Genomic DNA, 13,061 nt, shown 5'->3' with positions numbered 1-13,061 from the left:
ACAACTAGAAAAGCAAACATTGTGCCAATTTCAAATAAGTGAGAAAATAAACAGGTTATAACCCTGGCGAGCTCAACCATGTCAAAAGACAACACCCTTCCTGAACATGCGATACAACAAGTAAAAACCTATCTGCTACAATTACAAAATACAATTTGTTCCAGACTTGAAAATTTAGATGGCCAAGCTCAATTTATTGAAGATGCTTGGGAGCGTCCTGCTGGAGGTGGTGGAATTACACGTGTTTTGACTCAAGGTTCTGTCTTTGCAAAAGCAGGTGTCAATTTTTCCCACGTCTCTGGAGAAAAACTTCCTGCGTCAGCCAGCGCACACCGTCCCGAATTAGCAGGAAGAAACTTTAATGCACTTGGTGTCTCCTTAGTCATTCACCCTGATAATCCTTATGTGCCTACTTCACATGCGAATGTTCGTTTTTTTCTTGCAGAAAAAGAAGGGGCTGATCCCGTTTGGTGGTTTGGTGGTGGATTTGATTTAACACCTTATTATGGATTTGAAGAAGATTGCATGCATTGGCATCAAACTGCATTACGTGCCTGTCAACCTTTTGGCCAATCGATTTATCCTAAATTCAAACAATGGTGTGATGATTATTTTTTCATCAAACATCGAAATGAAGCGCGTGGTATTGGTGGTTTATTTTTTGACGATTATAATGAAATAAGTTTTGATCATAGTTTTTCCCTGATGCAAAGTATAGGCAATCACTACATTGAAGCTTACGCCCCCATAGTGGAACGTCGCAAATCCCATCCCTTTGGTGAAAGAGAAAAAGCATTTCAAAATTATCGAAGAGGACGCTATGTAGAATTCAATTTAGTCTATGACCGCGGTACTTTATTTGGATTACAGTCAAACGGCAGAACCGAATCCATTTTAATGTCTTTGCCACCCGAGGTCACGTGGGAATACAACTGGCAGCCTGTTGCACAGAGTGCGGAAGCAAAACTTTATACCGATTTTCTGCCAGCACGTGATTGGTTAGCAGAGACACAAAGAGTGTAATTGGATTACGATGGGCTAATCGGGCTACAATGCTGAATTGAATTATGTTGGGCCAAGGCCCAATATACATTTTATTTATTCACCTTGCTTGTTTGTGTCATTCATTATTTCCTATCACATTTAGGGCAAAGCCACCCTTTTTAAATAAATCCGAGCAAGAGCTGCAGCTATGGCGTTGAATAGACTTAAAATTAAAAAAATTTGTGGAATTGCCGCGCTAAAATGCAAGAGACCAATGACCATAAATGTCCCCACAACCATAAATAACGAGTTATAAATATTATTGGTAGCAATAATTCGTGCTCTAGAATGGGGTGGACTCATAACCTGTAAATAAGTATACAGCGGAACAAGAAATAAACCTGAGCTAAAGGCTAACATAAATAAGTCAACAGCAATGCGCCAATGATTAAAGTGTGTGAAGAAGGTATCCAGAGTAAGTAAAGTATTTTGTTCAGTTGCATTAGGTGAGGCCCAATACAGATCCATTGAAAAACAAGTAAAGGCAAACATAGCCCATGGAACCATATTAAGATTAATCCGGCCTTGAAAAATAAAATTAACCGTTAGGGAACCGAATGCAATGCCTACTGAAAACAATGCCAGAAACAGCGCAAAAACAGTATTATTTGCTCCTAAAACATAATTCGTGTAGTCAGGTAGTTTTGTAAGGATTACTGTCCCCAACAACCAAAACCAAGATAAAATTAAAATACATAATAAAATACCAAAATGCGCTGTAGCCTGCTTCAACATTTGATAAGTGGCACGCCAAATCTGAATATCAACCTTAATCGATTCGGATGTCGAAGGAGCCCTGGGTATCAGCATACTTGAAGTTAACCCAGCAAGAGCAACAATCACCGTTAAAAAAACTGCCATGTAAGGTCTAGGATTATTTGCGCCAATGGATAAGGTTCCCATGGTAGTTCCAACCAGTATAGCAATAAAGGTACTCGCATCAATTAGACCTGTTGCACCTAATAAATCATTTTTGGGTAAATGCTCGGGTAAAATGGCATATTTTATGGGTCCAAAAAATGTTGAGTGAATGCCTAAACCAGTCAGGGTTATCATCATCAAAAAAATATTGCCAAAATATAGAGAGAAGCTACCAACAATCATTAAAAATAATTCTAATAGTTTAATGACCCTGGTCACTAAAGTTTTATCGTATTTATCTGCTAATTGTCCTGCAGTGGCTGAAAAAAGAAAAAAAGGCGTTATAAATAAAGCACCTGCTATTGCTTGATAAAATTCAGATTGAGCTTGGTCATGGGTTAAGTGGTAGCTAATCAACGTGAGCATCGCTAATTTGAATGCATTATCGTTAAAAGCGCCAAAAAACTGGGTGAGAAAAAAAGGCAAGAAAATACGCTTTTTCAAGAGGTAAAAAACACCAAAGCCCATCAACATAACTCCAAAGTTTAAACGATAACCGTTCATTAATATTCATCATTAGGGATGCATACTACACTGAACGGTTATTTAATTCTGCATCTATGTTATCAATAAACAATTTGCAAGTCTGAACGACTCGTTTTTAATGCTGAGGGAAGAAGATGGTTATGCTTTAATATTAAGTCTTCAAGATGACTATGAGCTTCTGCCTCACGTACGAGCTGAGACAGACCTGTCTCTGAGATTTTATTATCTGATAAATCTACATATTTTAAATTATTATTAGATTTTAATGATTGTGCAATAAGCTTAGCACCCGCATCACCAATTTTATTACTTCTGACGTTCAAATGAGTCAGCGATCGTGATTCAGTTATCATAGCGGAAATTTCTTCAGCACATCGTTCATTGATGTTGTTATAGGATATATCCAAAATTTTCAATGAAGGATGCCTCAATACAAAATAACGCAATGCTTTCATTCCATCCAAACCAAAATCATTACAGCTTAGTACCAACTCATTCAATTCAGTATTTGCATCGATTGCATTGAGTAAGCGCTGCACACCAATATCTCGCAACCAATTTAAGGATAAATCCAAAAAAATCAGTTTTTTAGTGTTTAAAAAAGAGAAAAAATCACTAGAAATTTTATCGCCTATCCAATTGTCTGTGAATTTGATTTTATTGAGTTCCTGATTGGGCAAAGATTCAAATAAATAAGCAATGCGATCAGTATCAATATGATTCGCTTCAAATGAAATCTCATTAACTTTTGAGGATAATTTCAAAATATCATGTAATGCAAAATAATCATTATCATTCAAGCAAGAGTGATCCACACTAATTCTTTTGATTGATTTACATTGTTTTGAACCTTTTGACTGCAGATACTTCATAAGGTGAGGAATCGCTAAATGATGTTGTAAATGAGCAAGTTCTATTGCTTCTAACGTTCCGCCATCATGTTTCAGTCTAATTGTCATATTACTTCCTCTGTAAATTGAACCATGATTAAGTGTAGATGATTTTTTTCATTTGGATATCATGAATTGGAGAATTTATCATTCACTTCTATTCCCGTCATCCCGACTGCCTCGAGGGATCTCTCAATCGTCACATAGCGCTACAGTATGGAGATCCCCGGTATGCTCGGGACGACAAAAAATAAACAAAAGACGCCCTTTCCGGGCGAATGAGGGTATTCCTTTAAGACAATCAAATTTGCGCGGCCAAGCGTGTCAACACATTTCCGGGGCCCACTTCTATAAAAACTGTTTCGCCTTGATTTTTTAAATAGCGAATTGTTTCAGTCCAGCGTACAGGATGAGTAATTTGCTTCACCAGATTATCTTTCACCATATTGTCGCTATAAAGTTCCGATGAGACATTAGCAATCACTTGTGATTGAAGTGGCGAAAACTGAAAAGAAGCAATAAATTTTGCAAACTCATCAGCTGCTGATTGCATATAACGTGAATGGAAAGCGCCACTAACTTTTAGGGGTACGCACATCAACGCTTCACTGGCAAGTAGGTCGTTCGCTTTGGCAATATCGACTGCAGGTCCTGAAAGGACAATTTGTTTCGGCGAGTTAAAATTAGCAAAATCCACAGAATCCAATCCATTAACTCTCAGTAAAAACCTTATTCGATCTTCAGTTAAATTAATTACAGCAAGCATTCCTCCACCACTAGCCTGAGCCATCAACTCACCTCGTTTTTGCACCAGTTTTAACCCAGTAACAAAATCAAAAGCACCCGCAGCAAATAATGCAGCATATTCTCCTAGGCTATGTCCAATGAGATATTCTGGCATTGGTTCTTCCGCTGCTCTGGCTAAAAAAGAGAGTGCTTCAATAACATATAATGCAGGTTGAGTGTATTCGGTATGACTTAATTGCTGCTTTGGATCTTCTAAACATAATTCTTTAATGGAATATCCTAGAACCTCATCAGCTTGTTTTATTTGTTCAGGGAAATATGAAAATAATTCAATTCCCATTCCTTTTGCCTGGGAACCTTGCCCAGGAAACATATAAATAGTCATAGCTCTCCTTTTCTCACATGAACATTCCAAATACAACTCATAATAATTAGAACTATATATAAAGTCATTAAATAAATTGCTCTACACCGTCAACCCGAGCGTAACGCAGGGATGACTTGGAAACAGAATAAAATCAATGAGATTAATGATAAAAATGACTAATCCCTCTTATTAGTTATCCTAAATAAATAATGTTTCGCCAAAGAATTGACAGGGTCAATTTTAGGGTGAAGAAAATCCCCCTGTTCATCTCGAATCATTCCAAGCTTTTCCATAACGCGTTGGGAACGTAAATTATCTGGTACAGTAAAGGCAACAATTTCTTTTAAATTTAAAACATTAAAAGCGTAATTCAAAACAGCTTTGGCTCCTTCAGTTGCATAACCCCTACCCCAAAAAGAAAATGCCAAACGCCATCCGATTTCTACACAAGGTGTAAAATGTGCTTCCCAAACTGGACTGTTTAAACCAATAAACCCCATGAATTGGTGTGTACTTTTTTCTTCTACAGCCCATAAAGTATAATGAGCTTCAGCCAGTTGAGTATTCATTCGTTCTATAAACGATGTCACCATATCCATAGTCCATAGATTGGGCATGAACTCCATCACTTTAGGATCTTGATTCATAGAAAAAAATGGAGCGATATCCTCATCGCTCCACGCTCTTAATAATAGCCTGGGTGTCTCAATAGTTTTCATGGCAAATAAATTGTACCTTGTAAATAAAGATGACTCGTTCCATAAAGAAAAACACGCCCTTCTCTAACCTCGCATTGCAGTTTGCCCTGACGATTACCTCCTTGCATCGCTTCGATATGTGATTTACCCAGTTGCTCACACCAATATGGTGCAATAACGCAATGTGCAGAACCCGTCACAGGATCTTCTGGAACATTGCAACCAGGATAAAAACAGCGTGAATAAACATCAGTATTATTACCTGGGGCAGTTAAAATTAAACCTCTATAATCCAAACGGGCTACGGCATCCAAATCAGGATCAGCATCTCTCACGTCGCTTTCATTTTCATAAACAAACATTAAATCAAACTGACTTTTAAGGACTTTCTGAGGCTTTTTTAAATTTAACAGTTGCAGCGGAGGAGAAAATTCAATTGGATGATAGGGTAGTTCTGGAAAATCCATCATTAATCCATCACCATGTTTGCGTACAATTAGCCTCCCACTCTTGCAATTAAATTTTATTTCTTCACCCTTAAATCCTAATTGATTAAAAATGACATGCGCCGTAGCAAGCGTAGCATGGCCACATAATGCAACTTCTTCATTGGGCGTGAACCATCTTATATAAAATCCATCTTCTTCAGGAACAAAAAAAGCAGTTTCTGATAAATTATTTTCTGTAGCAATTTTTTGCATTTCATTTTCTGTGAGCCAATTATCTAAAGGACAAACTGCTGCTGGATTACCTTCAAAAAGAGTAGATGCAAATGCATCCACTTGATACATAGGTAAATTTTTCATACATACCTCTATAACGATGATTCAAAAACAAGAAAGGTATATATGAAGATCTTTGTAGGAAATTCAAGAGTATTGATAGAGTTTCTTTTAGATTATTTTTTAGAGTGAATTTTTAGACAATAACAACTCATGATTAGTTTACTACATCCTTAGATTATACGTTCAGGCTCAGTAAAAGACTTCGCCAGAACAATAATTCTTAGACTGCAGCTATAACCAAAATTTAATTGCATGAAAAGCAAACCCAGGTCGCAGGAAACCTTTAGCCTAGGTTAAACTTAACACGCAGCGATAGCTGAGAATATTTGATTCGTTACTTTACTTATTCAGTAATAATGGTAACGTCTTGTGCCTTCAACCCTTTGGGTCCTTTATCAAGCACAAAGGAAACTGGATCATTTTCATGAAGAGTTTTAAATCCAACACCTTGGATATCTTTATAATGAACAAAAATGTCATCGCCATTTTCATTAATAATAAATCCAAATCCTTTTTTCTCATTGAACCATTTTACATGGCCCGTTTCTCTTTGCGACATTAGCTATCCCCTTTGTCTTAAGCTTTACTATCCAACTATTACAGATGTTTATTTTCAGTGTAAAAAATATTCATGATTAAAACACTGAGTTATAATAAACATTTACTCATGTAGGAAATAATTCACTACATATAGATTAGCATAGCAGTTTTTTATTGATTGTTAAGGATTTTTTAAAAAAAATCGCGATCTTTAAATTTTTTTTCTCTACTGGAACTACATAATGAATCAGATGAAATCAGCTTTTATAAAATTAGCACTTGATTGCCAAGTATTAAAATTTGGGGAATTTACTTTAAAGTCAGGTCGGATCAGTCCTTACTTTTTTAATGCAGGATTATTTTATCAAGGGAACGCTTTACGGCAATTGGGACAATTTTATGCAAAGACGCTAACCGAGCAAAAGGCTCGATTTGACCATTTATTTGGACCTGCCTATAAAGGGTTACCTCTTGCTACTGCTACAGCGATAGCCTTAGCAGAATTAGGCAAAGAAACTACCGTTACTTTTAACCGTAAAGAGGTAAAAGATCATGGTGAAGGAGGTCAATTAATTGGTGCTCCATTAACTGGAAGAACGATTATTGTTGATGATGTCATTACTGCTGGTACTGCGTTTAGAGAGTCTCAAATTTTAATTAAAGAAAATGGAGGGCAATTAACTGGAGTTATCATAGCACTCGATCGCTGCGAACGAGGAGTATCTGAAAACTCAGCATTGGCTGAAATTAAAGCTCAAGGTATTGACGTTTATTCCATAATCACCTTGTTTGATTTAATCGACTACTTAAAAAGTGTCAATCAAAACGAGCAGGTTAAAAAGCTTGAGGATTATCAAGCGCTTTATGGTGTTAGCCTATAAAATTTTGCGCATCTACCAAAATATGACACCTCTTTGCGATAACCTGAGTGGCGCACAGCAAGATTGATTTGCCCTTCTCCTCAATAGGTAAGAAGGTGTCCTAGGCGGATATGGGTATTCATTCTGATTACCCGCCCCCGGGGCGCTCAAATGTAGGGTCAAGACCCAACCAACATCTGTTAGTCTATAAATTTTGTTCACCAACATTACATTTATTTGGGTAGCCTGGATTCAGTGCAGCCCCCCGTCATCGCTTGGGGGTGATGATGGCCAAAACCCGTCTCCGTTGCGCTGCTTCCAGGCTACGGCTATGTTTCGTTCCTCAAACATATAATTCTTGTCATCATTTTTTATTGACAGTATTAAAAATAGGCATTATTATCGAGTTAATGTTCTACTACATTAATACATTAACATGAAAACACATACTACGATAAATCATTCTGCTCTCCCTGATTTAATGCATGCCCTCAGCTTGCTCGAGAATAAAGAAGAAGCGTTACAGTTTTTTACTGACCTCTGCACCCCAGCAGAATTGGAAGCAATGGCCGATCGTTGGCAGGTCGTTCCTTTATTGCGACAAGGTATCCCCTATCGCACCATTCATGAACAAACGGGGGTCAGTGTAACCACAATAACCCGTGTGGCGCGCTGTTTAAGTTTTGGTACAGGCGGTTATGAATTAATCGCGAAGAGATTGGAGTCATCGTGAAAAATCGTTTACGTTTAGCCTTGCAGAAAAAGGGGCGGTTATCTGAAGAATCTTTAAGTCTTTTACAGAGATGTGGTTTAAAATTTCGTATCAAACCGAATAGCTTGCTCACCCATGTTGATAATTTTCCTATTGATTTACTTTTTGTACGTGATGATGACATACCCACCTTAGTATTCGATGGCCTATGTGATGGCGGCATCGTGGGTGAAAATGTCTTATTTGAAGCAGCTCTTGCGAATCCAACCAAATCATACAAAATTTCAGCCGCATTAGGCACATGTACTTGCCGTTTATCTATAGCTGTCCCTGAATCCACTGATTATCAAGGTCCTGGGAGTTTAGATGGTAAGCGAATTGCTACCAGTTATCCAAATTTGCTGAACCAATATTTACGGAATAAAAAGATATGTGCAGAAAGCCTTGTATTATCAGGCTCTATTGAAGTTGCTCCACGCATGGGTATGGCCGATGCGATTTGTGACCTGGTTTCAAGCGGTCAAACATTGGAAGATAACAAGCTCTATGAAGTTGATACCGTGCTTTCCAGCCAAGCGGTATTGATCCAAAGTGATGAGAAGTCTTCCTACATATTTCAAGACTTGTTTGACATGCTCTCGCGAAGAATTCAATCCGTACAACAAGCACAGGAAAGAAAATACATTGTTTTTCATGCCCCAAAATCAGCCCTCGAAGCAATTGCAGAAAAACTACCTGGAGCTGAGTCTCCCACCATTCTGCCTTTACCCGGAAATATGAATAAAGTGGCCGTTCATGTTGTTTCTAGTGAACGTGTATTTTGGAACACTTTAGAAACCATTCAAACCCTCGGTGCCAGTTCTATATTGGTGTTACCTATAGAAAAAATGTTGGAGTAATATGATGTTATCAATTAAAAATTGGCAATCCCTCTCGCAGACTGAAAAAAAACACTATCTTACTCGTCCCTTACAAGCCTCTTCCGCAAAAGACAAAGTGCAAGAGATTATTAAACAGGTGCGAACCTTTGGAGATGATGCATTATTTGCATTCACAGAACAGTTTGATGGCGCTCGATTGGAAAGCCTGCAAATTCCCAAACAGAAAATTGAGAATTCGTGCATCAGTAAGAAATCACTGACTGCCATCACTGAAGCCATAAAGACAATTACTCTCTATCACCAAGCTCTTTTACCAGAAAACAAAAAAATTTGTACTGCTAATGGTGTGACAATTTACACCACCTATAGACCGATTCAGCGTGTTGGTCTGTATATACCTGGTGGTAATAATACGCCGTTAGTTTCTTCATTATTAATGCAAGCTGTACCTGCACTCGTAGCAGGATGTCCTATAAAAATATTATGCACCCCACCCGATGCATCAGGTTCAATTAATGAACATCTTCTTGTAGCAGCACGTTTATGTGGCATAGATACTATTTATACCCTTGGGGGGGCACAAGCCATCGCAGCTATGGCTTATGGCACAGAAACAGTTACAAAAGCAGACAAAATTTTTGGGCCAGGTAATCGTTATGTTACAGAGGCCAAAACACTAGTTGCCGCAGATCCATATGGTGCCGCTATAGATATGCCCGCCGGACCATCCGAAGTCATGATTAGTGCTGACAATCAAGCAAATCCAGCATTTATTGCTGCTGATTTGCTTGCGCAAGCAGAGCATGGTATCGATTCCCAAGTCATTTTGGTTTGTGACACGCTTCAATGTGCAGAACAAGTGAACCAACAACTGCAAGTTCAATTCAGTGCTTTGTCAAGAACGCAAATAATTAAGCAATCCATGACGAACAGCATGATTATTGTCTGCGCAGAAAAAGCAGAACAATTAAACATTATTAACTCCTATGCTCCAGAGCATTTGATTCTCAATCGAAAAGATGCCGAATCTTGGATAGAGGAAATCAATTCGGTAGGAACTATATTTCTAGGTCCCTGGGCTGCCGAAACACTTGGTGATTACGTGACCGGATCAAACCACGTTCTACCAACCTATGGTTTTGCCAGAAATCATAATGGCCTAAGTACCCTCGATTTTTTAACTTGTTTTAACGTGCAATCGATTAGCACTGAGGGAATTAGAGAGTTAGGGTCCTCGGCAATTGCACTAGCACAGATTGAAGGTTTGGATGCCCATGCCAAAGCGGTGGAAATTAGACTTGCTTCGTTGGAGAAATAAATGTCCGTACTTAACTTAATACGCTCTGAATTGTTGAACAAAGAACCCTATGTTCTTGGCGATGCTCCAATAAAATATCGATTACACGCAAACGAGCTTCCTTGGTCTGCATTAAGTACGGATATCGACTTAAATTTTTATCCAGAAAAAGGGTTACAAGACCAGCTGCAAGAGCAATTAGCAAAACGCTATCAAGTTAATGTAAATCAAATGGTACTTACTCGAGGCTCAGATGATGGCATTGACTTAATCAGTCGTTTATTTTTAAGTGCAGGCCAAGACGCCTGCATGCAATTTCCACCTACCTTTTCCATGTATTCCTTTTATGCATCATTACAAGATGCCCAGCTGATCGAGTGTCCGTTAGACCCTCTGTGTCAGTTTAAAATCTCGCTAGAAGACATTGGCAAGAGTTGGCAAAAAAATTGTAAAATTATCTTTTTATGTAATCCAAATAATCCAACTGCTCATCGAGTCGATCTGGATTTTATCGCACAGCTTTGTGCTGAGTACAAAAATCGCTCCGTCATCGTGGTTGATGAGGCATATATCGAATTTGCTGAGGCACAAAGTGCCACTCGTTTAATTCCTGAATATGATAACTTAATTGTTTTGCGTACCTTGTCGAAAGCCTATGGCCTTGCCAACCTTCGTTTGGGCATTATATTGGCTCAAGAACAGCTAATCCAAACCTTTAATAAAATTATGCCTCCCTTTCCACTTTCAAGTGTTGTGATTGATTTAGCCCTACGCGCATTGGAACATTCTGATTGGTTTTTAGAAGCAATTAATAGAATTAGAAATTCGCGAACAAAATTAATCGAGAAATTACAATTTTGCCCAGTGATTGAGAAAGTGTATCCAACAGAAACGAATTTTATTCTTATTAAAACAAAACATACAACCCAATTAGTCTCTTGGCTTATCAAAGAAGGCATGGTGATCAAAAGTTTTTCACCTCAATCATCTTTGCACGATCATTTACGAATCACTGTAGGTGATGAGCCACAAAATCAGCTGTTGCTGAATGCTCTATCTTCTTTTCAAAATAATGGCTTAGGATATTAAAATGCAAAAAATCTTATTTATTGATCGTGATGGTACCTTAATCGAAGAACCTTTTGATTTTCAAGTAGACTCATTGGATAAAATTAAGCTCACTCCCTATGTTATTCCCGCATTACTGCGACTACAAAATGAAGGTTTCCGCTTGGTGATAGTGAGCAATCAAAATGGTCTAGGTACCCCTGCTTTTCCTGAAGATGATTTTATGATTTGTCACGAATTTACTCTGGATCTTTTCTCTTCGCAGGGCATATTTTTTGATGAAATTTTTATTTGTCCCCACATGCCCGAAGACAACTGTTTCTGCCGGAAACCTAAAACAGGATTGGTGGATCAATTTTTTAAAGAAAAAACAATTGATCATTCCTGTTCATGGGTTATTGGTGACAGAGAAACTGATCGACAATTGGCTGACAATCTAGGTATCAAATTTTTGCCAGTGTCTAAAGAGCATGGGTGGGATCAAATTACACAAACAATTCTTAATCACAAACGAAGCGCAGTGATTCGAAGAAAGACAAAAGAAACAGAGATAAAATTGAACCTAACATTGGATGTCGATCAAAGTAGTCCAATCAATACACCATTGCCTTTTTTTAACCACATGCTGGAGCAGGTAGCCAAACATGGTGGATTTAATCTTGAATTGTATGCCAATGGCGACATCGAAGTGGATGATCACCATTTAATCGAAGATACAGCAATTGCTTTAGGTGAAGGACTAAAAAAAGCGCTTGGTGATAAATGGGGCATTAACCGTTATGGCTTTACTTTACCGATGGATGAAGCTTTAGCCACTATAGCTATAGATTTAAGTGGTAGAAGTTTTTGCGACTTTAAAGGCCAATTTACTCGGGAATTTGTTGGCGGTATGGCAACTGAAATGGTTCCTCATTTCTTTAATTCCTTAGCTGCTGCCCTCGGTGCAACCATTCATGTCGAAGTTAAAGGTCAAAATCATCACCACATGATCGAAGCGTGCTTCAAGTCTTTAGGAAGAGCACTAGGTCAAGCATGTGTGCAAACAAATAACGCCCTTCCCTCAACCAAGGGGCTATTATGATCGCTGTTATTGATGTCAGTGGAACCAATCTAACCTCTTTAGGTAATGCATTAAAGAGATTGGGATTTAATTATCAGTTAACCCACGATCCAAAGGAAATACGTAGTGCAAGCCATGTGATTTTACCAGGAGTAGGTACTGCAGCTTTTGGCATGAGGGCCCTGCGCCAGTATGACTTGATTGATGTGGTGACCTCACTGGAACAACCGCTACTTGGCATTTGTCTGGGTATGCAATTATTGTTCGAACACAGTGAAGAAAACGATATGCGCTGTCTAGGGATGCTTTCAGGAAAAGTACGTCGTTTGCAACATCAGGATGGGTATCCCGTGCCTCACATGGGCTGGAATCAGTTGCAATGGTGCACTGAGTCCTTTTTAAATCAAGGACTAAAAGAACAGGATTATGTATATTTCGTTCATAGCTACGCCCTTGGTGAGAGTGAGTATGCTTTGGCATATTGTGACTACGGTCAACCATTCACGGCAATAATTCAAAAAAATAATATTTGGGGTATGCAATTTCATCCAGAAAAATCTGCAGAAGCTGGCATGACTTTACTCAATAATTTTTGTAACCATTAGACTTTTTTTGAATACTCGCTACAGAGGAGAACTGCGAGAAGACACGGGGTACTGAACCGGAGTGTACAATAAGTACATGAGGATTCGAGCATTGTATCGA

The 13,061-nt window shown here is 38.4% G+C and carries 14 protein-coding genes; 8 read left to right on the top strand and 6 right to left on the bottom strand.

Going from position 1 to position 13,061, the window contains the following annotated elements:
* The first annotated feature begins 78 nt into the window (after positions 1-78).
* Positions 79-1,023: an oxygen-dependent coproporphyrinogen oxidase gene (gene hemF / locus ACF8MK_RS12705; RefSeq protein ID WP_392536966.1), complete on the top strand. Its 945-nt coding sequence runs from the start codon at positions 79-81 to the stop codon at positions 1,021-1,023.
* 120 nt (positions 1,024-1,143) lie between these two features.
* Here hemF and ACF8MK_RS12700 read toward each other — a convergent pair whose 3' ends face one another.
* From ACF8MK_RS12700 to ACF8MK_RS12675, 6 genes are all read right to left on the bottom strand, one after another.
* The gene (locus ACF8MK_RS12700) at positions 1,144-2,433 is read right to left on the bottom strand and encodes an MFS transporter (RefSeq protein ID WP_392538962.1); all 1,290 of its coding nucleotides are present in this window, start codon (positions 2,431-2,433) and stop codon (positions 1,144-1,146) included.
* Positions 2,434-2,531: 98 nt separating this feature from the next.
* Positions 2,532-3,410 (bottom strand): hypothetical protein, encoded by an 879-nt coding sequence (locus ACF8MK_RS12695; RefSeq protein ID WP_392536965.1) that lies wholly within the window; start codon positions 3,408-3,410, stop codon positions 2,532-2,534.
* A 232-nt stretch (positions 3,411-3,642) separates the two neighbouring features.
* Entirely contained in the window at positions 3,643-4,473 is an 831-nt protein-coding gene (gene fabD / locus ACF8MK_RS12690; protein ID WP_392536964.1) for an ACP S-malonyltransferase, read from the bottom strand.
* A gap of 158 nt (positions 4,474-4,631) precedes the next feature.
* Positions 4,632-5,174, bottom strand: coding sequence for a GNAT family N-acetyltransferase (locus ACF8MK_RS12685; protein WP_392536963.1), 543 nt, complete (start codon positions 5,172-5,174; stop codon positions 4,632-4,634).
* Entirely contained in the window at positions 5,171-5,959 is a 789-nt protein-coding gene (locus tag ACF8MK_RS12680; RefSeq protein WP_392536962.1) for a PhzF family phenazine biosynthesis protein, read from the bottom strand. Before ACF8MK_RS12680 ends, ACF8MK_RS12685 begins: the two co-directional genes overlap by 4 nt.
* Before the next feature lie 322 nt (positions 5,960-6,281).
* The gene (locus ACF8MK_RS12675; RefSeq protein ID WP_003631957.1) at positions 6,282-6,497 is read right to left on the bottom strand and encodes a cold-shock protein; all 216 of its coding nucleotides are present in this window, start codon (positions 6,495-6,497) and stop codon (positions 6,282-6,284) included.
* 223 nt (positions 6,498-6,720) lie between these two features.
* On the opposite strand from ACF8MK_RS12675, the gene pyrE reads away from it, so the two are divergent.
* The 7 genes from pyrE (at position 6,721) to hisH (ending at position 12,961) form a co-directional block, all read left to right on the top strand.
* Positions 6,721-7,359, top strand: a complete 639-nt coding sequence (gene pyrE / locus ACF8MK_RS12670; protein ID WP_392536961.1) for an orotate phosphoribosyltransferase — start codon at positions 6,721-6,723, stop codon at positions 7,357-7,359.
* A gap of 415 nt (positions 7,360-7,774) precedes the next feature.
* Positions 7,775-8,071: a YerC/YecD family TrpR-related protein gene (locus ACF8MK_RS12665; RefSeq protein WP_265704425.1), complete on the top strand. Its 297-nt coding sequence runs from the start codon at positions 7,775-7,777 to the stop codon at positions 8,069-8,071.
* Positions 8,068-8,949 carry an ATP phosphoribosyltransferase gene (gene hisG, locus ACF8MK_RS12660; RefSeq protein WP_392536960.1) on the top strand — a complete coding sequence of 294 codons (882 nt, stop codon included), beginning with the start codon at positions 8,068-8,070 and terminating at the stop codon, positions 8,947-8,949. The genes ACF8MK_RS12665 and hisG overlap by 4 nt, the downstream gene beginning before the upstream one ends.
* A gap of 4 nt (positions 8,950-8,953) precedes the next feature.
* Positions 8,954-10,249, top strand: coding sequence for a histidinol dehydrogenase (gene hisD / locus ACF8MK_RS12655; RefSeq protein ID WP_392538961.1), 1,296 nt, complete (start codon positions 8,954-8,956; stop codon positions 10,247-10,249).
* Positions 10,250-11,317 carry a histidinol-phosphate transaminase gene (hisC, locus tag ACF8MK_RS12650; protein ID WP_392536959.1) on the top strand — a complete coding sequence of 356 codons (1,068 nt, stop codon included), beginning with the start codon at positions 10,250-10,252 and terminating at the stop codon, positions 11,315-11,317.
* 1 nt (position 11,318) lies between these two features.
* Positions 11,319-12,377 carry a bifunctional histidinol-phosphatase/imidazoleglycerol-phosphate dehydratase HisB gene (gene hisB, locus ACF8MK_RS12645; protein ID WP_392536958.1) on the top strand — a complete coding sequence of 353 codons (1,059 nt, stop codon included), beginning with the start codon at positions 11,319-11,321 and terminating at the stop codon, positions 12,375-12,377.
* A complete protein-coding gene (hisH, locus tag ACF8MK_RS12640) occupies positions 12,374-12,961 on the top strand; it encodes an imidazole glycerol phosphate synthase subunit HisH (protein ID WP_392536957.1) in 588 nt (195 codons plus the stop codon). Before hisB ends, hisH begins: the two co-directional genes overlap by 4 nt.
* Positions 12,962-13,061 lie beyond the last annotated feature (100 nt).

It is taken from the genome of Legionella sp. 227, assembly GCF_043161935.1.
GTDB classification, from domain to species: Bacteria; Pseudomonadota; Gammaproteobacteria; order Legionellales; family Legionellaceae; genus Legionella; species Legionella sheltonii.
Note: the sequence above shows the minus strand (reverse complement) of the source record. Positions and strands in the feature narration are given on the sequence as shown.